General features: G+C 71.1%; 23 protein-coding genes. 9 read left to right on the top strand and 14 right to left on the bottom strand.

Translation table 11 applies throughout. From position 1 onward, the window contains the following. Position 1: 1 nt before the first annotated feature. Genes glf through ACWGQ1_RS14295 form a run of 8 tightly spaced genes read right to left on the bottom strand, consistent with a single transcriptional unit; the run spans position 2 to position 8,006 of the window. Complete coding sequence (gene glf, locus ACWGQ1_RS14330) at positions 2–1,138, bottom strand: UDP-galactopyranose mutase (RefSeq protein WP_136029879.1); 1,137 nt, start codon at positions 1,136–1,138, stop codon at positions 2–4. Positions 1,139–1,197: 59 nt separating this feature from the next. Further along, the gene (locus ACWGQ1_RS14325; protein WP_136037057.1) at positions 1,198–2,508 is read right to left on the bottom strand and encodes a nucleotide sugar dehydrogenase; all 1,311 of its coding nucleotides are present in this window, start codon (positions 2,506–2,508) and stop codon (positions 1,198–1,200) included. A 49-nt stretch (positions 2,509–2,557) separates the two neighbouring features. Further along, a complete protein-coding gene (wecB, locus tag ACWGQ1_RS14320; RefSeq protein ID WP_136037056.1) occupies positions 2,558–3,622 on the bottom strand; it encodes a non-hydrolyzing UDP-N-acetylglucosamine 2-epimerase in 1,065 nt (354 codons plus the stop codon). Positions 3,623–3,650: 28 nt separating this feature from the next. Beyond that, positions 3,651–4,829 (bottom strand): hypothetical protein, encoded by a 1,179-nt coding sequence (locus tag ACWGQ1_RS14315; RefSeq protein WP_452313174.1) that lies wholly within the window; start codon positions 4,827–4,829, stop codon positions 3,651–3,653. Beyond that, the gene (locus ACWGQ1_RS14310) at positions 4,822–5,991 is read right to left on the bottom strand and encodes a glycosyltransferase family 1 protein (RefSeq protein ID WP_452313173.1); all 1,170 of its coding nucleotides are present in this window, start codon (positions 5,989–5,991) and stop codon (positions 4,822–4,824) included. The genes ACWGQ1_RS14315 and ACWGQ1_RS14310 overlap by 8 nt, the downstream gene beginning before the upstream one ends. Continuing rightward, positions 5,988–6,995: a 3-oxoacyl-ACP synthase III family protein gene (locus tag ACWGQ1_RS14305; RefSeq protein ID WP_136046073.1), complete on the bottom strand. Its 1,008-nt coding sequence runs from the start codon at positions 6,993–6,995 to the stop codon at positions 5,988–5,990. The genes ACWGQ1_RS14310 and ACWGQ1_RS14305 overlap by 4 nt, the downstream gene beginning before the upstream one ends. A gap of 26 nt (positions 6,996–7,021) precedes the next feature. Continuing rightward, entirely contained in the window at positions 7,022–7,789 is a 768-nt protein-coding gene (locus tag ACWGQ1_RS14300; protein WP_240753276.1) for an SDR family NAD(P)-dependent oxidoreductase, read from the bottom strand. Next, entirely contained in the window at positions 7,782–8,006 is a 225-nt protein-coding gene (locus tag ACWGQ1_RS14295) for an acyl carrier protein (protein ID WP_136029893.1), read from the bottom strand. Before ACWGQ1_RS14295 ends, ACWGQ1_RS14300 begins: the two co-directional genes overlap by 8 nt. A 66-nt stretch (positions 8,007–8,072) precedes the next feature. Here ACWGQ1_RS14295 and ACWGQ1_RS14290 point away from each other — a divergent pair, with 66 nt between their 5' ends. Next, entirely contained in the window at positions 8,073–8,978 is a 906-nt protein-coding gene (locus tag ACWGQ1_RS14290; protein WP_136046075.1) for an LpxD N-terminal domain-containing protein, read from the top strand. A gap of 40 nt (positions 8,979–9,018) precedes the next feature. Here ACWGQ1_RS14290 and ACWGQ1_RS14285 read toward each other — a convergent pair whose 3' ends face one another. Then, positions 9,019–9,693 (bottom strand): GCN5 family acetyltransferase, encoded by a 675-nt coding sequence (locus ACWGQ1_RS14285; RefSeq protein WP_136029897.1) that lies wholly within the window; start codon positions 9,691–9,693, stop codon positions 9,019–9,021. Positions 9,694–9,841: 148 nt separating this feature from the next. On the opposite strand from ACWGQ1_RS14285, the gene ACWGQ1_RS14280 reads away from it, so the two are divergent. From ACWGQ1_RS14280 to ACWGQ1_RS14265, 4 genes are read left to right on the top strand one after another with little or no spacing between them, the layout of a single operon-like run. Beyond that, positions 9,842–11,077 carry a hypothetical protein gene (locus ACWGQ1_RS14280; RefSeq protein WP_452313172.1) on the top strand — a complete coding sequence of 412 codons (1,236 nt, stop codon included), beginning with the start codon at positions 9,842–9,844 and terminating at the stop codon, positions 11,075–11,077. Further along, positions 11,061–12,236 (top strand): glycosyltransferase, encoded by a 1,176-nt coding sequence (locus tag ACWGQ1_RS14275; RefSeq protein WP_136037049.1) that lies wholly within the window; start codon positions 11,061–11,063, stop codon positions 12,234–12,236. Before ACWGQ1_RS14280 ends, ACWGQ1_RS14275 begins: the two co-directional genes overlap by 17 nt. After that, positions 12,233–13,423, top strand: coding sequence for a glycosyltransferase (locus tag ACWGQ1_RS14270; RefSeq protein WP_136046077.1), 1,191 nt, complete (start codon positions 12,233–12,235; stop codon positions 13,421–13,423). Before ACWGQ1_RS14275 ends, ACWGQ1_RS14270 begins: the two co-directional genes overlap by 4 nt. 1 nt (position 13,424) lies before the next feature. After that, entirely contained in the window at positions 13,425–14,645 is a 1,221-nt protein-coding gene (locus tag ACWGQ1_RS14265) for a hypothetical protein (RefSeq protein WP_452313171.1), read from the top strand. On the opposite strand, the gene ACWGQ1_RS14260 is transcribed toward ACWGQ1_RS14265, so the two are convergent. Then, entirely contained in the window at positions 14,637–15,785 is a 1,149-nt protein-coding gene (locus ACWGQ1_RS14260) for an acyltransferase family protein (protein ID WP_136029907.1), read from the bottom strand. The two genes, ACWGQ1_RS14265 and ACWGQ1_RS14260, sit on opposite strands and share 9 nt — an antisense overlap. Before the next feature lie 98 nt (positions 15,786–15,883). Between ACWGQ1_RS14260 and ACWGQ1_RS14255 the strand changes: the two genes are divergently transcribed. Genes ACWGQ1_RS14255 through ACWGQ1_RS14245 form a run of 3 tightly spaced genes read left to right on the top strand, consistent with a single transcriptional unit; the run spans position 15,884 to position 19,132 of the window. Then, positions 15,884–16,939 (top strand): glycosyltransferase family 2 protein, encoded by a 1,056-nt coding sequence (locus ACWGQ1_RS14255; RefSeq protein ID WP_136046079.1) that lies wholly within the window; start codon positions 15,884–15,886, stop codon positions 16,937–16,939. A gap of 25 nt (positions 16,940–16,964) precedes the next feature. Then, entirely contained in the window at positions 16,965–18,050 is a 1,086-nt protein-coding gene (locus ACWGQ1_RS14250; protein ID WP_452313170.1) for a glycosyltransferase, read from the top strand. Next, the gene (locus ACWGQ1_RS14245; RefSeq protein WP_452313169.1) at positions 18,047–19,132 is read left to right on the top strand and encodes a glycosyltransferase; all 1,086 of its coding nucleotides are present in this window, start codon (positions 18,047–18,049) and stop codon (positions 19,130–19,132) included. Before ACWGQ1_RS14250 ends, ACWGQ1_RS14245 begins: the two co-directional genes overlap by 4 nt. Before the next feature lie 22 nt (positions 19,133–19,154). On the opposite strand, the gene ACWGQ1_RS14240 is transcribed toward ACWGQ1_RS14245, so the two are convergent. The 4 genes from ACWGQ1_RS14240 to ACWGQ1_RS14225 are packed head-to-tail and all read right to left on the bottom strand — an operon-like array spanning position 19,155 to position 23,662. Next, positions 19,155–20,957: an ABC transporter ATP-binding protein gene (locus ACWGQ1_RS14240; protein ID WP_136029914.1), complete on the bottom strand. Its 1,803-nt coding sequence runs from the start codon at positions 20,955–20,957 to the stop codon at positions 19,155–19,157. Between the two features lie 10 nt (positions 20,958–20,967). Then, positions 20,968–21,957: a Gfo/Idh/MocA family protein gene (locus ACWGQ1_RS14235; RefSeq protein WP_136029915.1), complete on the bottom strand. Its 990-nt coding sequence runs from the start codon at positions 21,955–21,957 to the stop codon at positions 20,968–20,970. Then, complete coding sequence (locus tag ACWGQ1_RS14230) at positions 21,957–23,054, bottom strand: DegT/DnrJ/EryC1/StrS family aminotransferase (RefSeq protein WP_136029917.1); 1,098 nt, start codon at positions 23,052–23,054, stop codon at positions 21,957–21,959. The genes ACWGQ1_RS14235 and ACWGQ1_RS14230 overlap by 1 nt, the downstream gene beginning before the upstream one ends. Beyond that, the gene (locus ACWGQ1_RS14225) at positions 23,051–23,662 is read right to left on the bottom strand and encodes an acyltransferase (protein WP_136029919.1); all 612 of its coding nucleotides are present in this window, start codon (positions 23,660–23,662) and stop codon (positions 23,051–23,053) included. Before ACWGQ1_RS14225 ends, ACWGQ1_RS14230 begins: the two co-directional genes overlap by 4 nt. An 80-nt stretch (positions 23,663–23,742) precedes the next feature. On the opposite strand from ACWGQ1_RS14225, the gene ACWGQ1_RS14220 reads away from it, so the two are divergent. Further along, complete coding sequence (locus ACWGQ1_RS14220) at positions 23,743–24,429, top strand: glycosyltransferase family 2 protein (protein WP_136029921.1); 687 nt, start codon at positions 23,743–23,745, stop codon at positions 24,427–24,429. Positions 24,430–24,434: the final 5 nt, after the last annotated feature.

The raw sequence follows: 24,434 nt of genomic DNA, 5'->3' as shown, positions 1-24,434 counted from the left end.
TCTAGGAGAGAGTGTTGTTCCAGAGCGACAGCGCCGACCCGATGGCCATGTGCATGTCGAGGTACTGGTACGTGCCCAGACGCCCCCCGAAGTGCACGTCCTTCTCGCCCTTCGCCAGCTCGCGGTAGGCCAGCAGCCCCTCGCGGTCGGTCGGCGTGTTCACCGGGTAGTAGGGCTCGTCCTCGCGCTCGGCGAAGCGGGAGAACTCACGCATGATGACGGTCTTGTCGGAGTCGTAGACGTCTTTGCGCTCCGGGTGGAAGTGCTTGAACTCGTGGATGCGCGTGTAGGGCACGTCCATGTCGGGGTAGTTCATGACGCTGGTGCCCTGGAAGTCGCGGACGTTCAGCACCTCCTGCTCGAAGTCGAGCGTGCGCCAGCTCAGGGCGCCCTCCGCGTAGTCGAAGTAGCGGTCGACCGGCCCCGTGTAGACCACGGGCACCTGGCCGACGGTGGCCCTCTTGTTCAGCGGCTGCGCCTCGTCGAAGTAGTCGACGCCGAGCTTCACCTCGATGCGGGGGTGGTCCGCCATGCGCTCGAGCCACGCGGTGTACCCGTCGGTCGGCAGGCCCTCCCACGTGTCGTTGAAGTAGCGGTTGTCGTACGTGTAGCGCACGGGCAGGCGGCTGATGATGTCGCCGGACAGCTTCTGCGGGTCGGTCTGCCACTGCTTGGCGGTGTAGTCGCGGAAGAACGCCTCGAACAGCGGACGGCCGACGAGCGCGATGCCCTTCTCCTCGAAGTTCGCGGCGGACTTCACGTCGAACTCCCCCGCCTGCTCCTTCACCAGAGCCCGCGCCTGGTCCGGCGTGTAGGCCGCCTGGAAGAACTGGTTGATCGTGCCCAGGTTCACCGGCATCGGGAACACCGTGCCCTTGTGGGTCGTGTAGACCCGGTGCACGTAGTTCGTGAACGTGGTGAAGCGGTTGACGTACTCCCACACGGTCGCGTTCGACGTGTGGAACAGGTGCGCCCCGTAGCGGTGCACCTCGATCCCCGTCTCGGGTTCCGCCTCACTGTAGGCGTTGCCGCCGATGTGGGGGCGGCGGTCGATGACGGTCACCTTGCGGCCGGCTTCCGCGGCACGCTCAGCGATGGTGAGGCCGAAGAAACCCGACCCAACGACGAGAAGATCCATGCCTCAATCGTATCGGCGCGCGGCTGGGAGCTTCAGCCGCGGCGCCCGGTCGCGGGTCGTCAGACCGTGGCGGAGGCGCGGCCGGCGCCGACGACCATGCGCGGCGTGCCGGCCCAGGCCTCCGCGTCGGTCACGGCGCGGCCGTCGACCAGGAGCCGCACGCCGGGCAGCTGGACGGGACGGAGCGTGCGGTACTCGGCGTGATCGGTCTGCACGATCGCGAGGTCGACGCCCTCCCCGAGCGCGTAGGGCTCGAGTCCCAGGGCGCGCAGCTCGTCGTCCGTGTACAGGGGGTCGTGCACGCGCACCTCGGCGCCGCGGCGTCGCAGTGCCTCGACGGTGGGGAAGACACCGGAGAACGCGGTCTCCTTCACCCCGCCGCGGTACGCCGCGCCCAGCACGACCGCCCGGAGTCCGGACAGGTCGCCGAGCATGCCCTCGGCCTGAGCCACCAGGCGCTCTGGCATCGACTCGTTGAACTCGCGCGCCGTGCGCACGATGTCGGCGTCGGGGTCGGTCGACAGGTACAGCTTGGGGTAGACCGGGATGCAGTGGCCGCCCACCGCGATGCCGGGGCGGTGGATGTGACTGAAGACCTGCGAGTTGCACGCCTCGATGACCTGGTACACGTCGATGCCGTTGGCACCCGCGAAGAGGGCGAACTGGTTCGCCAGGCCGATGTTCACGTCGCGGTAGGTGGTCTCGGCGAGCTTGGCCATCTCGGCCGCCTCGGCGCTCTGCAGGTCCCACACCCCGTTCGTGCGCGGCAGGTCGGGACGCTCGTCGAAGTCGAGCACCGACTCGTAGAACGCGACGGCGCGGCGGGCCCCCTCGTCGGAGAGCGCGCCGATCAGCTTGGGGTACTTGCGCAGGTCGGCGAAGATCCGGCCCGAGAACACGCGCTCCGGGGAGAACACCACGTGGAAGTCCTCCCCCTCGCGCAGCCCGGAGACCTCCTCGAGCAGGGGCTTCCAGCGGCCGCGCGTCACCCCGACCGGCAGCGTGGTCTCGTACGACACCAGCGTGCCGGGGGTCAGGTGCTCGGCGAGCGAGCGGGTGGCCGCGTCCATCCACCCGAACTCGGGCTCCGCGGTCTCCTCGTTCACGAACAGCGGCACGACCACGACCACGGCATCAGCCCCGGGGATCGCCTCCGCGTAGTCGGTCGTCGCCCGCAGCCGTCCGGCCTCGAGCGCCGCCGTCAGCTTCTCCTGCAGCTGCGCCTCGCCGGGGAACGGCTCGACGCCCCGGTTGACGCTGTCGACGAGGGCCGCATTGACGTCGACCCCGACCACGTCGTGTCCCTTGCTGGCGAACTGGACGGCGAGGGGCAGGCCGATCTTTCCGAGGGCCACGACGGCGATACGCATGGGTTCGAGTATATTCCGGCGCGGGTACCCGGCTCCTCGCGGGTGAGCCTCAGCGACGCTCGGACAGCACCGCGATCACGCGCTCGGCGGCGTGCCCGTCGCCGTACGGTGCCGCGTCCGTGGCCGCCGGTCGAGGACGCGTCACGGCCGCCGCGATCTCCTCGCGCGTGTTCGCGAGCACGTTCCAGCCCAGCTCCACCGTCTCGACCCACTCCGTCTCGGTGCGCACGGTCGTGCACGGCACGCGCAGCAGGAACGCCTCCTTCTGCAGGCCGCCCGAGTCGGTCACCACACCGGCACTCGCCGCCGCGGCCGCGATCAGGTCGGGGTAGGCGAGCGGCGGGCGGGAGGTGAGCGAGCCGCGGTCGAGGTCGATGCCGTGCGCGGCCGCCTTGGCCACCACGCGCGGGTGGGCCAGCAGCACGACGGGACGGTCGAGCCCCGCCAGGGCCTCGACCACCTGCCGCAGCCGCGCCGGGTCGTCGGTGTTCTCGGCGCGGTGGATCGTCGCCAGGTAGTACTCCCCCTCGGCGGCGTCCAGGCGCTCCCCCTCGTCGGCGGCACGCCGGGCGACACGGTCGCGCACGTCGAACAGCACATCGGTCATCACATCGCCCACCAGCACGGTGCGCTCGGCCAGCCCTTCGCGCGTGAGGTGGTCGACGGCGACCTGCGTCGGTGCGAGAAGAAGGTCGGCGGCATGGTCGGTCAGCACGCGGTTGTGCTCCTCCGGCATGCGACGGTTGAAGCTGCGCAGCCCCGCCTCCAGGTGCGCCACCGGGATGTGCAGTTTGACCGCGCTCAGCGCCGCCGCCACCGTCGAGTTCGTGTCGCCGTACACCAGCACCCAGTCGGGGCGGTGCTCGTCGAACACCGCGTCGAGGGCGCCCAGCATCGCACCGGTCTGCACGCCGTGCGAGCCGCTGCCCACGCCGAGGTGCACGTCGGGGGCGCCGATCCCCAGATCCTCGAAGAACACGTCAGACAGCAGCGGGTCGTAGTGCTGTCCGGTGTGCACGATCACGTGCTCCACCCCGGCCGCGCGGGCGGCATGGTGGATCGGGGCGAGCTTGACGAACTGGGGGCGCGCGCCGACGACGCTGACGATCTTCACGAGCATCTACTCTACGGAGCCCGGCGGCTCACGCGTCGAGGAACGGCCGCAGCGCCTCCGCCGACATCGTCCCGTCGTGCACCGCGCGCACGAACGCCGGCCCCTCGGCGGCTCGCGTCGCAGAGCGCGCGCGATTCGCGGCGACCTCGCGCAGCACGCCCTCCAGTTCCGTTGCCCTGGCCTGCACCACGGGCAGCTCGTGTCCGCTGGCCGCGCGCACCGCCTCACGGGTGTCGTCCGACACATGGCTGACCACCAGGCGACCGGCCGCCAGCGCCTCGCAGACCGCGACGCCGTAGGCCCCGGCGAGGAACTGGTCGAGGACGACGTCGGCGCCGCCGTACAGCTCCGGCATCCGCTCGGCGGGGACGCCCCTGACCTCGGTGTACTCGATGAGCCCCTCGGCCTCGAGCCGCTGCACGGCTGCGGCGATGCGGTCGCTGCCCTTCAGGCCGGCGCTCGACGGGGCATGCACGACGCGCAGTGGCCCGTCGCCGGAGAGCGCAGGGCGGTCCCCCGCCGCGGCCCAGGATCGCGGATCCACCACGACGGGGAGCCAGGTGGCACCCGGCGCGAACGGCAGCAGATCCGGAGTCGAGACGAACACGGGCACCCCGGCGGCCTCTGCGAAGCGCGCGTGCCGCTCGGCGATCTCCTCGAGCACGGCTGTCCCGGCATAGCGATCACCGTGGAAGGGCGAGTCCGGCTCGCGCGCGGCGTGCGCACTCGGGAGACGGATGTCGCTCCCGTGCCACACGAGCGCCACGCGGACCCCCGCCGCCTGCAGCTCTCGCACCAGCTCCAGCGGGTCGCCGTCGAGCTCGGAGAGGTGCCGCCCGGATTCGATCAGCACGTGCGTGAAGCCGTGGAGGATCGCGTGGTGCTGCGCCCGGCGCCAGCGAGCGTTGCCGACCAGTGCCGTCGCGGGGATGAGGTGATCGGCACGGAACCCGAACACGTCGTCGCCCCCGCGGAACATGGCGCTGGCGGCGGCGACGCCGGGCAGCGTCTCGGCCGCCCGCGCCCACGCATACCCCTGCCCCGCCGAGTTCACCGGCGCGATGAGCAGTCGCCGCGGGGCGTCGCTGGCCACGGTGACACCGGTCTCGCGGAACTGGCGCACGTGCCCGGGGAGCACATACCCCGCGATCGACGAGGGCACCAGCTTCTGCGCGAGGCGATACGCCCGCGCCCCGAGGTCAGGCACGGCCCGCCGAGCCGGCGACGATCTCCTCCACGGCCCGCGCCCACACCTCGACCTGCCGCTCCGCGGAGAGCGCATCGGCCGCCCGCATCGCGGCCTGCTTGAACCCGTCGACGCGCTCGGGGGTGAGCGCGTCGATGGTCGCGGCGATCGATGCCTCGTCGAAGCCGTCCGTGACGACGCCGAGGCCATGGTCGCGCACGATGCGCGCCATCTCGACCGACGGGCCGACCACGATGCCGAGGCGCGCCTGGACGTAGTCGAAGAACTTGTTCGGCAGTGCCATCACGTTGTTGGTGCTCACCGGCTGCAGGATGTGGATGCCGAGGTCGTACTCGTTGAGCGTCTCGATGAGCACGGACTGCGGCACGGGGTCGTGCACCGTGATCCGCGGCCCCAGCTCCTCGGCGAGCGCCACGAACTCGGAGCGCGTCTTCTCGGGCTGCCACGTGAGGTAGAGGTCGAAGGTGACCTCGACCGGGGACGCCGCCACCGCGCGCATGATCTCGCCGAGGCTGCGCTCGTGGAATGGGTTGCCGCTGTGCACGAGCCGGATCGCGGAACCCACGGGACGGTACGGGAGGTCGCGCAGGTGTGTCGAGTTCGTCACCACCCCGGGCTGGAGGCCGTACTCGTGGTACCGCTTGGCGATCTCGCCGCCGACCGTCGTGGACGAGTGCGCCTGCGACACCAGGTGCTTCGTCATCCACGACCAGTAGCGCTGGTGCCGACGGCCGAGCGGCGTGTCCTCGAAGCCCATGTCCGGGAAGAACTCGTGCAGGTCGGCGTGCACGCGGTCGGCGCCGAAGAGCCGGCACGCGACGCCCACGGTCTCGGCGTCGTTGGCGATCACCGCGTCGAAACGCCGCCCGCGCAACAGGTGGATGGTCTCGAGCACACCGGGCGACTGGAAGTACATCCGGCGGAACCACTCGGTCCGCCGCGCGAACTCGTCGCGCACCCTGGTCACGATGTCCTGCTTGGGCGGGAGGTCGCCACGGATCTCGACGTGCGTGACGCCGGGGTGCGGCGACGGGCCGGGCGAGCACGTCGTCACGTCGTACTCGTCGACGAAGCGGCGGACCTGCTTGATGACGCGCGGGTCACCGTCGATCGGCACGAAGGACAGGATGAGGAGCGTCGGGCGCGGGGCGGAGGCGCTCACCACGTCGCGACCAGCCCACCCCAGGAGAGACCGACACCGAAGCCGAGGAGCATCACGCGCATGCCGGGCACCAGGGCGCCCTGGCGTTCGGCGTCGGCGAGCGCGATCGGGATGGTGGACGACACCGTGTTGCCGGACTCGGCGAGCGACACGAAGAACTTCTCGGCGGGCACCTTGAGCTTCTTGCGCAGGTGCTCGAGCATGAAGGCGTTCGCCTGGTGGAACACGAACAGGTCGATGTCGTTCTGCTCCAGCTGCGCCTTGGCGAGGATCTCCTCGACCGTCTCCGGCACCACGCGGAGGGTGAAGTTGAAGATGTCGGGGCCGTCCATGTACAGGTCGTAGCCCGAGGCGACGAGCTCCCGCACGGCCGTGTCGGCCTTCGGCTGGAGTGCGGCGCCCGCGCGCAGCCCGCCGTTCGGGACGATGAGGCTCTTGCCGCCCGAGCCGTCCGTGCCGTAGGTCATGGCGGTGAGCGAGGTGTCGGAGCCGTCCGCGGTCACGAGGGTCGCTGCCGCGCCGTCGCCGAAGATCGTGCGCACGGACTTGTCGGCCGGGTTGATGAACTTCGTGTACGTGTCGGCCGTGACGACCAGGACGTTCGCCGCCTGGCCCGACTCGATCAGGCCCTTGGCGAGGCCCAGGGCGTAGATGTAGCCGGAGCAGCCGAGCGTGATGTCGGTCGCGCCCGCCGAGGTCGGGATGCCCAGGGCGTCCTGCACGATGCAGGCGGTCGAGGGGAGGTAGTAGTCGGGGCTCTGCGTGCAGAGGATCACGTAGTCGATCGACTGGGGGTCGATGCCGTCGCGCTCGAACAGACGTCGTGCTGCCGCGATGGCCAGGTCGGACGAGAACTGGTCGGGACCGGAGATGTGGCGGCGGTCGATCCCGGTCTTGCCGGAGATCTTCTCGACGCTCCACTCCGGGAACTCTCGGGAGAGATCCTCATTGCTGAGGACGGCCTCGGGCAGGTAGTAGTCGACGGCAGCGATGCGGGCACCCATGCCCCCAGTCTACGGGCCGGGAGCGGTCACCTCGCGGTGTACCCGCCGTCCACCACCATCACCGAACCGGTGACCCAGCGCGAGACCGGGGAGAGCAGATACAGCGCCGCCCCCGCCACGTCTTCCACGGTGCCGAGGCCGAGCGGGTGCGCCGCCTCGATCTCGTCCCAGGCCGCGGCACCCACCGAGGCGCGCAGCCGTTCGGTCAGCGCGGTCTCGACGATCCCGGCGGCGATGCTGTTGACGCGCACACCCTCCCGCGCCAGCTCGAGCGCGAGCGACTTGCCGAGGGATGCGACGGCGGCCTTGCTCGCCGCGTACGCGCTCACTCCTGCTTCCCCGACCAGGCCGACCGCCGACGACAGCAGGACGATGCTCGACGACTCGGCGCGCACCTTGGGGTGACGGAACGCCTTGGCGAGCATCAGCGCGCTCGTGACGTTGATGTCGAACACGGCCGAGGTCTGATCGGCCGTCGCGATCCGCAGCGGAGCGGTCACGTGGACGCCCGCCGCGTGCACCAGGCCGTCGAGCGGTCCGAACTCGGCGGCGATCCCGCGCAGCAGCGCCGCGACGCCCGCGTGGTCGGTCAGGTCGAACGGCGCCAGCAGGTGCCCCTCGCCCGCGAGCAGGCCGCGGGTCTCCTCCAGCTCGGCCTCGCGGCGTCCGATCAGCGCGACCCGGGCGCCCTGACGCGAGAGGTCGATCGCGGTCTGCCGACCGATGCCCGAGGTTGCGCCGGTGACGACGACCGCGCGGCCGTCGAGGTGCAGGTAGTCGGAGGTCTCAGGCACCGGCACGGGTGAGTGCGTGCAGGTCGGAGACGGTCTTCGCGTTCGCGAGCTCGTCCGCATCGATCGTCACGCCGATCGCCTCGTCGACCTCCGCGATGAAGCTGATGTTCGCGAGCGAGTCCCAGCCCACCGCGTCCAGCTCATCGGTCAGTGCGACCTCGTCCACCTCGACCTCGAGGATCTCCGCCACCAGCTCCAGAAGCGCCTTCTCATCCATGCGTCGATCATATCCGCCGCCCCTCGCACCGCCGGGGCGCCCCGCCGTTCGCAGTAGGGTCGGAGCATGAACGCGCCCCACGTCACCGCCTCCGCCCTCGCCCAGCAGCTGTCGGGCGAACTCGTCGGCACGGATCGCTCCGTCACGGGTCTCGCCCCGCTCGGCGAGGCCGGCGAGGGAGACCTGACGTTCGTGGTCGATCCGGTGGCGGCGGCGGCCGCTGCCGCGAAGGCGCTGGAGGCCGGAGCCGTGCTCCTCGCCCCCGCGACCCTCCCCGACGACGCCCGCTCGGGGACGGCGGTGCTGGTGGAGAACCCGCGTGCCGCCTTCGCCCTGGCCGTCGCCGAGCACTTCGCCCGCAAGCCCGTTCCCGGGATCGCACCGACCGCCCGCGTCGACCCGACCGCCGAGGTGCACCCCGGCGCCCATATCGGGGAGTACACCGTCGTCCGCGCCGGCGCCGTGATCGCCGACGGCGCCGAGATCCGCGATCACGTGGTGATCGGGCACGACGTCCGCATCGGGGCGCACGCTCTCATCAAGAGCCACGCCGTGATCGGCGAGGAGGGCTTCGGCATGGAGCGCGACGCCGACGGCGACAACATCCGCATCCCGCACCTCGGCTCGGTCGTCATCGAGGACCACGTCGAGGTCGGCAACTTCACCACGGTCTGCTCCGGCACCATCGCCCCGACCCGCGTCGGCGATCACACCAAGATCGACGACCACGTGCACGTGGCCCACAACTGCCGTATCGGCCGCAACGTGATCATCACGGCCTGCGCGGAGATCTCCGGCAGCGTCGTGATCGAGGACGACGCCTGGATCGGCCCCAACGCCTCCGTCATCCAGGGCGTCACGCTCGGCCGCAACTCCCTGCTCGGCATCGGTGCGGTCGCGGTGAAGTCGGTGCCCGACGACGAGATCCGCATCGGCAACCCCGCCCGGCGGCTCGGCGACAACAAGCGCTGAGCCGGGGCGGCCGGCTGCGGACTCCGTCGTTCCGGCCGGATCAGTAGTTCTCGGCCGGAACCTTCTCGAACCACCAGAACGGGTGGGTGAGCACCTGCACCACGGGCACCTTGCCGACCCACTCGGCGAAGTGACCCTCACGCCAGTTGCCGCTGCTGTCGCTCAGATACTTCATGTTCGGCATCATGAACCGCGGCTCGTAGGCGTGGTAGCGCACCGTGTCGGACCAGCGGTCGAGGAGCTCCGCCGCGAACTCGAATCCGCCCAGTCGCGCCGGCTCGTGCAGGCTGAACCCGCCGACCGGTCGGCCGACCGCCGTCTCGAAGACCGTGCGCTGACGCTCGGCCCACTCGAAGTTGTCACCGCCGAGCACCTCGCCGATGCCGCCCTCGAGGTGCAGCTGGACCTCGTGCCCCAGCTCCTCCATCTCGCGGATCATCATGAGCGACGGCAGACTCATCAGGCTGTAGCCGCGGGCGTGCACGCGCAGGAAGATGCTCGACGAGCACCCGGCCTCCGCGTCGACCCGCGCGACGCGCATGGCCTGCTCGATGCTGTTGTCGATGTCGTGCCGGAGGATGAGGTGCTTCTCCTGCGGGGCATCGAGGTACTTGTCGAAGCTCGTGACGGCGTACCCGTCGTCGAGATAGGCGTGAAGCGTCTCCGCATAGTCCTTGAGCGAGAAGCCCTTCTTGCCCGGCTCTGACGAGGCCATCGATCCCACCGTTCCATTCGGTCCCGGTCCACCGGAACGGGACCGCGGCAACCCCGCCCATGATAGTCGCCCGCCGTCGGACCGCCGTTGCGCCCCCTCGGTATACTGACGGGATGAGTTCCTGTCCCCCGGAGAATGCACGCACGACGTGAACCGGAACAGACTCCCCCGGTGGGTCAACGCCACGATCGACCGCATCGCCGACTCCCCCACCAGCCCCCTCGGGCGGATCGCCGCCCGCCGCTACGGGAAGCCCGTCCCCGCAGCCGTCGGCACGACCGCGTTCGACGACCGACCCGTCCGCGTCCTCATCGCGCCGGTCAACTACTCCGGCCAGGCGTTCGCGTGGAGCAGGGCCCTGGAGCGCCGCTCGCCGCGCATCTCGGCGCGCACCATGGCCATCGAGGTCCCCGGCGGCTTCGACTACCCGTCCGACCTGCTCGTGCCGATCCCGACCTACCACAACGACACCGCGTGGCAGCGTGACCAGTTCGCCGCGGCGACCACGGCCACGCACGTGCTGATCGAGGCGGAGGAGCCACCCTTCGGTCGCCTCCTCGGTCGCTCGGTGGCCGCGCAGGCGGCAGCGCTCGGCACGCGCGGCGTGGACGTGGCCTACCTCGCCCACGGCACCGACGTGCGGCTGCCGTCGCGGCACATGCGCGACCACCCGTGGTCGCACTACGCCGACCCCGAGATCTACGCCGCGCGAGACGAGGTGGTCGCGGCGCGCAACATCGCATTCCTGGAGCGCAGCGGACGCCCCGTGTTCGTCTCCACCCCCGACCTGCGCGAAGACCTCCCCACCGCACGGTGGCTCCCGGTGGCCGTCGACGTCGCCCGCTGGGAGCGACCGCGGACGGCGCGCACGCCCGGCGCGCGTCTCCGGGTCGCCCACGCCCCGTCGGTGTCCGTGATCAAGGGCACGCACCTCATCCGCGACACGCTCGAGCGGCTGCAGGCGGAGGGGGTCATCGAGCTCGATCTGATCCAGGGCGTGCCGACCGCGCAGATGCCCGACCGCTTCGCCGCGGCCGACGTGGTGATCGATCAGCTGCGCATCGGCTCCTACGGCGTGGCGGCGTGCGAGGCCCTCGCGTCCGGCTGCATCGTCGTCGGGCACCTGAGCGAGCGGGTGCGCGCGACCGTCCGTGAGGAGACCGGGCTGGAGCCGCCCATCGTCGAGGCCACGCCCGACACGATCGAGGGCGTCCTGCGCGAGCTCGCCGCACACGACGGCCTCGACGCCCTCCGCGCCACCGGCGACACGTTCGTCCGCGCCGTCCACGACGGCCGTCGCTCCGCCGCCGTGCTCGACGAAGCCTGGCTGCATGCCACCGCCCCTAATCCGCACGAGGAGGACACCGATGCATCCCCGCGTTGAAGCCGCCTGGAAGCTCGTCCCGAAGCCGGTGCAGGACGCGATCGCGTCGACCGTCGACCGGGCGAAGGGCGTGACCCCGCCCCCGCCGCCGCTGCCCGACCTCTCCCGTCCGATCCGGATGCTGGTGGGACCGGTGAACTACGCCGGCCAGGGGTACCGGTGGTCGCGCGCGGCCGAGTCGACGGGCGAGGTGTCCGCGGTCAACTACGTGCACGCGGGCAACAACCTCCTGCAGTACCCCGCCGACTACACCGTGACCTGGCGCACCGCCGAACACTCCCGCGCATGGCAGCGCTCGATGCTCGACGCGATCGCGACGAACTACACGCACGTGCTCATCGAGGCGTGCTTCCCCATCCTCGGCGGGATGTTCTCCGGCGACCTGCGCCGTCAGACCGCACTGCTGCAGGAGCGTGGTGTGCGCGTGGGCATCGTCGGCCACGGCACCGACGTGCGACTGCCGTCGACCCACCTGGAGTCGACGCCGTGGTCGCTGTTCGTCGACAGCGAGGACTGGGTGCCCTTCGACCTCGCGGAGAAGGCCGTGGCCGACAACCTCGCGGCGATCGCCGACCTCGACGTGCCCACGTTCGTGTCGACCGCCGGCCTGCTCGTCGACCTTCCCCGCGCGCACTTCCTCGGCGTGGTGATCGACCAGGAGCAGTGGATCAACGACGAGCCGCTCCTGGAGCGCGAGCGCATCCGCGTCATCCACGCGCCCACCAACGCGCACGTCAAGGGCACGCCGCTCATCGTCCCCGTGGCGCAGAAGCTGCACGACGAGGGGCTCATCGAGTTCATCCAGCTGGACCGCGTCCCCAACCACGAGATGCCGGCCGTGGTCGCGTCCGCCGACGTCGTGCTCGACCAGTTCCGGGTCGGCGACTACGGTGTCGCGGCGTGCGAGAGCATGACCGCCGGGCGGGTGGTGCTCGCCCACGTCACGGAGCAGGCCCGGCGTGAGGTGGAGGGGCACGCGGGCATGACCCTGCCGATCCCGGAGACCACACCGGACACGCTCGAACACATGCTGCGCGACATCGCCGTGCGACGGGACCACTACCGCGGGATCGCCGCGACCGGGAGGGAGTTCGTCCGACGCGTGCACAACGGCGACTTCTCCCGCGCGCAGCTGATGACGCACTTCCTCTCCGCATGAGCATGCGCCTCGCGATCGTCTCGCGCATCTACCGCCCCGAGCCCTCCGCGGCGTCGTCGTTCCTCGGCGCCGTCGCCGACGAGGCGGTGGCCCGCGGGCACCGCGTCACCGTGCTCACCGTGCGACCGCCGCGCGGCCTCGACGAGGGAGCACCCGTCGAAGACGTGCGCATGGCCCCCGTGCTGCGCGACCGCAGCGGCTACGTGCGCGGCTACCTCCCGTACGCCAGCTTCGACGTCCCCCTGTTCTTCCGGCTGCTGTTCCTGCGGCGCCCCGACGTGGTCTTCATGGAGCCGCCGCCCACCACGGGGTTCGTGGTGCGGCTCGTGTGCGCGCTGCGGCGCATCCCCTACGTGTACGACGCCGCCGACGTCTGGTCCGATGCCGCGGAGCAGGTGACCTCGTCGCGCCTGGTGATCCGCGTGCTGCGCGCGACCGAGCGTTTCGCGATGCGGGGAGCGCGGCGCATCGTCACGATCTCCCAGGGCGTGCTCGACCGGATCGCCGCGCTCGGCGTGGGCCGACCGGCCGTCGTGACCGGGTTCGGGGCGGACACCGGTGCCTTCCTCCCTCCGGCCGACGCCGAGGCGGAGGCGACGACCGAACCCGTGTTCCTGTACGCCGGCACCTACTCACACTGGCACGGCGCCGATATCGCCGTCGACGGGTTCGCCGCGTTCAGCCGCAGCACCCCCGGGTACACCCTGCGCTTCATCGGCAACGGCAGCGAGCGCGCCTTCCTGGAGCAGCGGGCCCGCGAGCTCGGGGTCGCCGACTCCGTGGAGTTCGTCGAGACGATGCCCAGCAGCGAGCTGGTCCCGCATCTGCACCGCGCCGTCGCGACCATCGCCACCCAGCGCCCCGGCACCGGCTACGAGTACGCGTTCGCCACGAAGGCGTACTCGTCGATGGCCGCCGGATGCCCCGTCATCTTCGCCGGCCCGCCGAACGGACCCACCGGCGCCTACCTCGACCAGGCGAACCTGGAGGTGCGCGGCGGCATCGTCAGCGGCTACGCCGCCGAGTCGGTCGCGGTGGCCATGGCGGCCCTCGCGGCCCGCCCGCTGAGCGCGGCGGAGCGGCGGAGCGTCGCCGACTGGACAGCGGAACGGCACTCGATGGCCGCGGTCGCCGGCCGCGTCGTCGACGTGATCGAGTCGGTCGGCCAGACGAGGGACGGACGCTGAGATGCGCGCGCGGCTGAACGCGATCGCCGGCTGGATCATCCGGCACCGCTCCCGACTGCCCCGCTGGGTCAACCGCGCCCTCGACTCGGCGGCGCGCGACCCGGACGGCCTGATCGGTCGGCTGGCGCATCGCGCGCTCGGCGGCGGCGACGCCCCGGTGGCCGACGTGCCGGATGCCGCGGTGCGGGTCTTCATCGGCCCGACGAACTACTCGGGCCAGGGGTATCGCTGGGCGCGCGCGCTGGAGCAGGCGCACCCGGAGATCGCTGCCCGCAACATGGAGGAGGTCCTGCCCGGCGGGCTCTCCTTCCCCGCGGACGTCCCGGTCCCGATCTCCTCCACCTCGTCCACCGAATGGCAGCAGTCCGAGTGGGAGGCCGTCAGCCGGTTCTCGCACGTGCTGATCGAGGCGGAGCGCCCGCTGTTCGGCCGCCTGTTCGACCGGCAAGTCCGCGCGGAGGTCGCGGCGCTGGAGGAGGCGGGGGTGTCCGTCGCGTACCTGTGCCACGGCACCGACATCCGCAGCCCCCGCGACCATGCGCTGCGCACCCCGTGGTCGCCGTACCCCGACGATCCGCGCACCGCCGTGCTGCAGGCCGATGCGGACGCCAACCTCGCACTGCTGACGGAACTGCGTCGCCCGACGTTCGTGTCCACACCCGACCTGCTGCACGATGTTCCGTGGGCGACGTGGTGTCCCGTGGTCGTCGACACCGCGCGGTTCCGGGCGCGGCGCCCCGCCATGGACCGCGACCGGGTGCGGGTGATCCACTCCTCCACCTCCGTCGTGCAGAAGGGCAGTCACCTGATCGAGCCCGCCCTCGCCTCCCTCATCGCGAGCGGTGACATCGACTACGAGCTCGTGACCGGCGTCGCCGCCGACCGGATGCCCGAGGTGCTGAGCGACGCCGACATCGTGCTCGACCAGTTCCGCGCCGGCTCCTACGGAGTCGCGGCCTGCGAGGCCATGGCGACGGGTCGCGTGGTGGTCGGACACGTGCTGCCCGAGGTGCGCCGCGCCATCGAGGCGGAGGTGGGACTGCCGCTGCCGATCGTCGAGGCCACGCCGGACACCCTCGGCGAGGTGGTCGCCGGACTGATCTCCGACCGTGAGGCAGCGGCCGCCGCAGCCGCGGCGGGGCCGGTGTTCGTCGAGGCCGTGCACTCCGGGCGCCGGAGCGCCGCGGTCCTGCTCGACGGCTGGATCCGCGCCTCAGGCTGACGCGACCGCCTCTCGCGTGCGGCGGCGCGCGTCCCGGTCGTCCTTCCAGCGGCGCATGCGCTTCTCCAGCGTGCGCTCGACGAACGTGTGGAGGGCCCATGCGGCCACCAGGTCGACCACGAACAGGGCGGCGAACCAGAGCAGGTTGCTCCACGACGCGGGCTGGTAGCCGAAGACGCGCAGCGCCACGTAGATGAACGTCGCGTGCACGAGGTAGAAGGCGAAGGACCACTCACCCAGCCGCACCTGCCACTTCGACGCGAACCACAGCCGTCCGCCGCGCAGTGCATGCACGGCGAGCGAGACGATCGCGATGCCGCACGCGACCGTGAACAGCTCGTTGAGCATGCCACTGATCGCCGGGGTCACGCTCCAGGTCGGGATGAACCGCCCGGAGGCGTAGTGCGCCAGAATCACCGCCACGGGAGCGGCGACGCCGATGAGCGGGTGGATGCGCGGTCGCCAGCCGGAGCGTATGGCCCATGCGAGCGCCATGCCCAGCACGAACTCCGGAAGCCGCTGCACGGGCACCGGGAGCGCGGCGAGTCCGAGGTCCGGGGCGAACAGGACCACCGCGCGGTACACGAACGCGTAGGCGACGACACCGACCGCCAGCAGCAGGGCCCCGCGCTTGGCCATCGGCACCAGTACCCGGGAGATCCACGGGTGCAGCGCATAGAAGAAGGCCTCGCAGGTGAGCGTCCACGCGGCCGGGTTGCCGGAGAAGAGGATGGCGGGGTTGGACCACCAGGCCTGGATCACGACGACCGACAGCAGGAGGATGCCGAGGTCGAACGGCTTCAGAAAGCTCCCCTCCGGAACCGGCGCCAACGTGTAGAACACGGGGATCGCGATCAGGAGCGCCACCATGTGCGATGGCCAGATGCGTGCGAAGCGACGCCAGTAGAACGTCGAGGTGGGCACGTTCGGCCGCGCCGACCACGTGAGCACGAAACCGGAGAGCACGAAGAAGAACGTCACGCCGAGATAGCCGTTCAGCAGCACCGACTGCACCGAACCCGGCAGGGGTGCGAACACATTCATGTGGTACAGGAAGACCGCGAACGCTGCCCACCAGCGCAGCCCGGTGAGCGAGTCCAGCCGCTGCGTGGGCTGAGCGAGGGTGGAGGCGGAGTGCACGCGACGAGACTCTCTGATCGAGGACAGGGCTCCGGAAAGGATACAGTGCCGACCCCCGCGCCCCGTCCGTCCGCAACGCCCGCGATAGGATCGACGACATGCCGTCGCCCGACGTGGACGTGGTCATCCCCGTGCACACGCCCGCTCGTCCCATCCGCCGCGCGGTCTCCTCCGTGCTCGACACGACCGCCGCCGTGCGGGTCACCGTGGTCGCGCACAACACCGATCCCGAGGCGATCTCCGCCAACCTCGGCGACCTGGGCACGCGGCCCGAGGTGCGCGTCGTGTCCCTGCAGGACGGCATCCCCTCCCCCGCCGGGCCGATGAACCACGGCATCGCGCTGGCCGAGGCCCCGTACTTCTCGGTCATGGGCTCGGACGACGAGCTGGAGCCGGGGGCACTCGACTCCTGGCTCGCGGTCGCCCGCTCGACCGGCGCGACCACCGTCATCCCGCGCGTGCGCGTGGACGAGGCGGCCGAGCCGACACCGCCGCGACGTCGCGGACGGGTGCGGGAGCTCGACGTCGACAAGGACCGCCTCAGCTACCGCTGCATGCCGCTCGGCCTCATCGACCGGACGCGCTTCCCCGACCTGCGCTTCACTCCGGGCCTCGAGTCCGGCGAGGACCTCGAGTTCACCGCGGAGCTGTGGTTCACCGGCGCGCACATCGCCTACGACCGTACGGGCCCGGCGTACGTCGGCCACGACGATGCGGTCGACCGTGTGACCCGCACCGTCCGACCCCTGTCGGCCGACTTCGCGTTTCTCGACATCGTCGCCGCCAAGCCCTGGTACCGGGCTGCCTCGCGCTCGGCGCGCCGGGGGTTCGGCGTGAAGAACCTCCGCGTGCACCTCATGGATGCCGTCGCCTCCCGGCTGGACGCCCCGGGCGGGATCGCCGCCTACCGCGCCGAGCTGCTCGACACCGCCGCGGCGATCGAGCGGATGTCCCCCGGCGCGACCGCGCTGCTGTGCCGCGCGGACCGGAAGGTGCTCCGAGAGCTCGAGACGAGCGCGCCGTCGGCCGACCGGATCCGCGCCCTCCTCTCGGCCCGCTGGGGCGGCGGGCTCGATGCGCGGCTCACGGCGAACCCGTTCCTCGCCCTGCACCGGCACGCCCCGTACCGGACCCTGCGCGACATGATGGCGTAGGCCTCCGCGGTAGCATCGATCCGGTATGGAATCCCCACTTGTCGACGTCACGATCGCCGTCCACTCCGCCACCCGGCCCATCGCGCGCGCCGTCGCCTCCGTCATCGAAGGCACGACCGCTCCGGTGCGCGTGAACGTGGTGGCACACAACATCGACCAGGAGATCATCCGCACGAACCTCGGCACCTGGGCGGAACACCCGGCCGTCCGGTTGCTCTCCCTCCGCGACGGCATCCCGTCGCCCGCCGGCCCGATGAACCTCGGGATGGCGGCGGCGACGGCACGCTTCCACACCCTGCTCGGCTCCGACGACGAGTTCGCCCCTGGCGCGATCGACTCGTGGCTGGCGCTGCAGCGCGCGACGGATGCCGACGTCGTGATCGGTCGCATCCGCCTGGTGACCGGAGGCCCCGACCCGTACCCGCCCGTGCGCCGCGGACGCCGCACGACCGGCCTGAGCGCCGACCGCGACCGCCTGCACTACCGCAGCGCGCCCCTCGGCCTCATCGACCGCGAGCGCTTCGGCGACCTGCGCTTCACCGAGGGCCTCACGTCCGGCGAGGACCTGCCGTACACCTCTGAGCTGTGGATCACGGCGACGAGCATCGCCTACGACCTCTACGGCCCCCCGTACGTGGGCCACGACGACGCGGACGACCGCGTCACCTCCGCTCCGCGCGACGTGGCGGCCGACTTCGCGTTCCTCCGCGTGATCGAGGAGGCGGACTGGTTCGCGGCCGCCTCGACCGCCGACCGCCGCGCCCTGGCCGTCAAGCTGCTCCGCATCCACTTCTTCGACGCCGTGGCCGCGCGCCTGGAGACCCCGGGCATCGCCGCGGTCGCCGCCGAGCTCCTCGCCGTCGTCGACCGCGTCAGCGCCTGGGCCCCCGGAGTGCTGTCGGTGCTGTCGATCGCCGACCGCCGGGTCATGGACGAGCTGCGCCGCGAGGCGCCCGATCCCGAGCGCACCCGCGCCCTGCTCGGCCGTCGGTGGATCTACCTCTCGCCCGCCGCTCAGCTCCCCCGGAACCCGTTCCTGGCGCTGCACCGGCACGCCCCCTTCCGCACGCTCGCCGCGGGCGCCCGATCGCAGCGGGTGGGGCAGCTGTGACCGCGTCGCCCCTGGTCGACGTCACGATCGCCGTCCACTCCGCCACCCGACCGATCCGTCGTGCGGTGGCCTCGGTGCTCGACGCCACCGCCGCTCCGGTGCGCGTGCTGGTGGTCGCGCACAACATCGACCCCGCCGTGATCCGCGGCAACCTCGGCGGGTACGCGGAGGACGAGCGCGTGGTCCTGCTCGAGCTGCAGGACGGCATCCGCTCGCCGGCTGGACCGATGAACCTCGGCTTCGCGTCGTCCACCGCCCCGTTCATCGCGCTGCTCGGTTCCGACGACGAGTTCGCGCCCGGCGCGCTGGACTCCTGGCTGCGCATCCAGCGCGAGACCGGGGCGAGCGCCGTGATCCCGAAGATCACGCTCGTCGGGCGCCACAACAACCCGCTTCCTCCCGTGCGGAACGGACGCCGCTCGCGGCGGCTCGACGCGGCGAAGGACCGCCTCTTCTACCGCAGCGCGCCGCTCGGCCTCATCGACCGCGAGCGTTTCGGGCACCTGCGCTTCACCGAGGGCCTGTCGTCCGGAGAGGACATCGCCCTGACCGGAGAGCTGTGGTTCCGCGGGCGCGACCTCGCCGTCGACATCGACGGCCCCGCGTACGTCGGGCACGAGGACGAGGGCGACCGCGTCACGTTCACGGCGCGCCCGGTGCGCGAGGACTTCGCCTTCCTCGACGGCCTCGAGGCCGCGCCCTGGTTCCGCGCCCTCGGCCGCCGCGCCCGCACCGCAGCGGTCGTCAAGCTGCTGCGCATCCAGTTCCTCAGCGCGATCGGCGTCCGGGCGACGACGACGCCGGAGCTGGTCACGCACCAGGCCGAGCTGCGGGAGACCCTGGACCGACTCGTGGCCCTGGCCCCCGGGGCCCTGCGGCTGCTGTCGCGGGTCGACCACCGCATCATCGACGAGACCTTCTCGGCAGCGCCCGACGTGGAGCGGATCCGCATCCTCGCGAACGACCGCTGGAACCAGCGGTCACTGGGGGCGCTGCTCACGCCCAACCCGCTGTTCTCCCTGCACCCGCAGGCGATGGCACGGCTGTTCTACGCCGCGAACCGCACCGACCGGATCGTGTGACCGACCCGGTCGGGCGGCGGAGTCACGCCCGGCGCTCGAGCTCTCCGGAGAGTCCGGCCAGCAGCACCTGCTCGGCGAACGCGGGCAGCGAGGAGGCGACCTCCACGAAGGTGCCCTGAGCGGCGATCACGCCCTCGTCCATGTAGCAGATCCGGTCGTAGTCCTTGATGGTCGACAGGCGGTGCGCCACCGAGATCAGCGTGACCTCGCCCTGCAGCGACCGGATCGCCTTGGTGACCTCGTCCTCGGTCTTCGTGTCGAGAGAGCTCGTGGCCTCGTCGAGCACCAGCACCAGCGGATCGGTGTACAGCGCGCGGGCAATGCCCAGACGCTGCTGCTGACCGCCGGACAGGGACACGCCCCGCTCGCCGATGCGCTCGTCGATGCCATTCGCCCGCGACGCGACGAGCGAGCTGAGCTGCGCGCGCTCCAGGGCGTACTCCACGCGGTCCCGGTCGATCTCATCCGTCCAGGTCAGGGCGACGTTCTGCGCGATCGAGGCGTCGAACAGCGCCACCCGCTGCGGCACGTAGCCGACGCGCCCGCGCCACTGACGGAGCACGCTCGAGAGCGGGTGCCCGTCGATCTCGATGTCGCCGGTCGTGGCCTGGCTGAGGCCGAGGAGCAGGTCGATCAGCGTCGACTTGCCGGCTCCGGACGGCCCGACGATGCCCAGCGAGCTGCCGAGCGGGATGTCGAGCGAGAGCCCGCGGATGACGTCCTCGTCGGCTCCCGGGTACCGGAAGTGCACGTCCGACAGGCTGAGCAGCCGAGGGTTCTCCGCCAGCTCCGCGGTGTCGGCGGGCGTCTGCGACACCTCCATGTCCTTCTCCGCGGCGGTGAGGTCACCGATGACGTCCTGTGCCGAGGGGATGCTCGCGACACCCTGCACGATGCCGCCCTGGATGCCGCTGATCGCCGGGATCAGGCGGAAGCCGGTCGCGGTGAACAGTGCGACGGACGACAACGCGGCCGCCAGACCGCCCTGCCAGTACGAGACGCCGCCGATGATCACGACGCCGCCGATGAGGGCGGACTCGAACGCGAACGACGGGACGACACCGAGGAACGACGCGTTCGCCCTGGCGCGGACCGAGTGGTGGCGGCTGTCCGTCACCAGCTGTGCGACGTCGGCGAGCCGGTTGCGGAGGCTGAGCTCCTTCAGCGCTTCCATCATCTCGGTCATCAGGATCGCGACGCGGTAGCTGTAGTTGCGGTTGACGGTGGCGGCCTCCAGCGAGCGCTTCGTCACCACCTGGTGCACGATGAGCGCCACGAGGATCAGGTACACCATGGCGATGAGCGCGGTGATCGGGTCGACCACCAGCAGCACGACGATGATCAGCACGAACGTGAAGATCGAGCTCGGGACGCGCATGAGCGGCAGCAGGAAGCCCGACATCGTGTTCGCGATGCCGCCGTCCGCGATGCGCGTGATCTCGGCGACCGTGCGCTTCGAGCGCTCCTCCCAGCTGGAGTTGATGTACGCCTTGAACATCCGGTCGCCGATCTCGAGCTCGTAGCGCGCGAACCGGCGCGTGGCGAACCAGTGCAGCGTGACCGAGAGCACCGACTTCAGGATGATGAGCGCGCAGGCGCCGAGCACCAGAAGCGGCGTCATGTCGGGCGAGACCTCCCCGATCAGCGGGAGCCGCAGCGCCCCGCCGGTCAGTGCCGGGCCGATGATCACGGCCAGCAGCGACATCGCCACCACGTCGAGTGCGGTGATGAGCGTCGTGGCGATCATGTACCCGACGAAGTACCGCTGCGCGCCGGTCGGCAGCAGCGGGAGGAGATCCTTGAGGACCGGCCAGATGCGTTTCATGTTCTCGCGTTCAGAGGGCGACGGATGCGCCGTTGGCGGCGGAGGAGAGAGCGCCCTCGACGACCTCGAGCGTGCGCAGGCCCTGCTCCATCGTGACGACGTCGTTCGGCTTGCCGAGGACGGCGTCGCGGAAGGCTTCGTGCTCGACCCGCAGCGGCTCGCGCTTGGCGAAGGAGAACCGGGTGATGTCGCCCTCGGACACGCCGCGGAACGCGAGCATCGACTCCCACTCGAGCGGGATGGTGCCGTTGGCGTAGAACGTCAGGTCGCCGGTCGCGGTGTCGGCGATGAAGGTGCCGCGGTCGCCGGTGACGACCGTGATGCGCTCCTTCATGGGCGAGAGCCAGTTGACGAGGTGGTTGACGATCACGCCGTTGGCCAGCCGGCCGGTGACCGTGATCATGTCCTCGTAGTCGCGTCCGCTCTTGTGCGCGGTCTGCGCGAACACCGTGGTGTACTCGCTCTGCGCGACCCAGCTCGTGAGGTCGATGTCGTGGGACGCGAGGTCCTTCGCCACGCCCACGTCGGCGATGCGGGCGGGGAACGTGCTCTGGCGGCGGGTCGCGATCTGGTACACGTCACCGAGCTCCCCCGCCTCCAGGCGGCGTCGCATCTCCTGCAGCGCGGGGTTGAAGCGCTCGACGTGGCCGACGGCTCCGACCAGGCCCCGGGCGGCGAAGGCGTCCGTCATCCGGCGCCCCGCCTCGAGCGAGTGCGCGATCGGCTTCTCGACGAGGGTGTGCACCCCGGCGTCGGCCAGCTTGAGCGCCGCGTCCTCGTGGAACGCGGTCGGCACGGCGACCACGGCGATGTCGATACCGGCGGCGATGAGCGCCTCGATGTCGGGGAGGATCTCGAGCTCGCCCGCGACCTTGTGCGGGTCACCGCCCGGGTCGGCGATCGCGACCAGGTCGATGCCCTCCACGTCACGCAGCACGCGGGCGTGGTTGCGGCCCATCATCCCGACGCCGAGCAGTCCGGCGCGCAGATTCGCCGCCATCAGGCGCCTGCCCCCGCGACGGCGTTCACCGCGGTGACGATGCGCTCGAGGTCGTCCTGGCTGAGCGACGGGTGCACCGGCAGCGAGGCGACCTCGCGGGCGGCACGCTCGGTCTCGGGGAGGTCGAGGCCCGGGGCGAAGCGCGTGAGCGAGGGCAGCCGGTGGTTCGGGATCGGGTAGTACACGCCGGCGCCGACGTTGTGCTCGTTCTTGAGCGCCGCCACGAAGCCGTCGCGGTCCTCCGGCACCCGGACCGTGTACTGGTGGTACACGTGCACGGCACCGTCTGCGACCGGGGGCACGACCACGCCGCGCAGGTTCGCGTCCAGGAAGGCCGCGTTCTGCTGACGGGTCTTCGTCCAGGCGTCGACCTTGTGCAGCTGCACCCGGCCGATCGCGGCGTGGATGTCGGTCATGCGGGCGTTGAAGCCGATGATCTCGTTCTCGTACTGCCGCTCCATGCCCTGGTTGCGCAGGAGCTTGACCTGACGGGCGATCTCGTCCGTGGCCGTGGTGACCATGCCGCCTTCGCCGCTGGTCATGTTCTTGGTCGGGTAGAGGCTGAACATCGCGAAGTCGCCGAACGAGCCGACCGGGCGGCCGTCGAGCGAGGCGCCGTGCGCCTGCGCGGCGTCCTCGTACAGGGCCACGCCGCGCTCGGCGGCCAGGGCCTCCAGCTCGCGCATGCGGGCGGGGTGACCGTACAGGTGCACCGGGAGGATGCCCTTGGTCTTGGGCGTGATCGCGGCCGCGACGGCCTCGGGGTCGAGCGTGAAGGTCTCCGGCTCGATGTCGACGAACACCGGGGTGCCGCCGGTGAGGGCCACGGAGTTGCCCGTCGCCGCGAACGTGAACGACGGCACGATGACCTCGTCGCCGGGGCCGACGCCCGCGGCGAGCAGACCCAGGTGCAGACCGGCGGTGCCGGAGTTCACGGCCACGGACGGCCGCCCCGGCACGAAGTGCGCCGAGAACTCCTGCTCGAACGCGGCGACCTCGGGGCCCTGCGCGACCATGCCGCTGCGCAGCACCCGATCGACGGCCTCGCGCTCTTCGTCGCCGATGATCGGCTTGGCGGGGGGAATGAACTCGCTCACACGGTCTCCTTGGTCAGTGTTCCGTCTGTCTCGGTGTACCGTCCGCCGGTCGCGGGGCACACCCAGGTCTTGTCGTCGTCGGCGCGCGTGAGGGGAACGCCCGCTTCGCCCACCCAGCCGATGCGGCGCGCCGGCACCCCGGCCACGAGCGCATAGGAGGGGACGTCCTTCACCACGACGGCCCCGGCTGCCACCGTCGCCCAGGCGCCGATGGTCACGGGCGCGACGCAGGTCGCCCTGGCACCGATCGAGGCGCCACGCTCGATCGTGACGCCGACGGGCTCCCAGTCGTGCGCGCTCTTCTGCGTGCCGTCGGCGTTGATCGCCCGCGGGTACGTGTCGTTCGTGAGCACGACGGCCGGTCCGATGAACACGCCGTCGCCGAGTCGAGCGGGCTCGTACACGAGCGCGTAGTTCTGCACCTTGCAGTTGTCGCCCATGACGACACCGGTGCCGATGTAGGCGCCGCGGCCGACGATGCAGTTCTCGCCGAGCTGCGCGTCTTCCCTCACCTGGGCCAGATGCCAGATCGAGCTCCCTGCTCCGATCTTCGCCTCGGGGGACACATCGGCCGAATCGACGATCCGGACGTCGGTCGGTGAGGGCATGCGGGATTCTCCTCGCGGCTCGGGAAGGGGACTCGGTCATCCTATCTGCTCGCACAGGCGTTTCCTGAGAGGATAGGGGTGTGACCAACCCAGCCACTCCCGACCCGCATACCTGGGTTGTCGTACCGCTGTACAACGAAGCAAGCGTCATCGCCGGCGTCATCGCGGGGGTCCTCCCCCACTTCCCGAACATCGTGTGCATCGACGACGGCTCCACCGACGGCTCCCTGGAGGTGGCTCGACGCGCCGGAGCCCACATCGTCGAGCACCCGATCAACCTCGGTCAGGGTGCGGCCCTGCAGACGGGCATCGAGTACGCCCTGTCCCAGCCGGGCTGCGAGTACATCGTGACCTTCGATGCCGACGGCCAGCACCGCATCGACGACGCGGTGGCGATGGTCGCCGCGGCGCGTGCCAGCGGCGCGGCGATCGTGTTCGGCTCGCGCTTCCTCGACGACCGGACGAACCCGGGCTGGATGAAGCGCGTGATCCTGAAGACCGCGGTGTGGGTGACCAACATGACCACGAGCGTCAAGCTCACCGACGCGCACAACGGCCTTCGCGTCATCCGCGCCGACGCCGCCGCGCGCCTGCAGCTCAAGCAGGACCGGATGGCGCACGCCACCGAGATCGTGCTGCAGCTCGGCGACACGGGGCTGCCGTGGATCGAGCACCCGGTCGAGCTCCTCTACACCGACTACTCCAAATCGAAGGGCCAATCGGTGCTCAACTCCGTCAACATCCTCGTCGACCTGATCGTGCGGTGAACGCC

It is taken from the genome of Microbacterium sp. NPDC055599, assembly GCF_053618975.1.
Note: the sequence above shows the minus strand (reverse complement) of the source record. Positions and strands in the feature narration are given on the sequence as shown.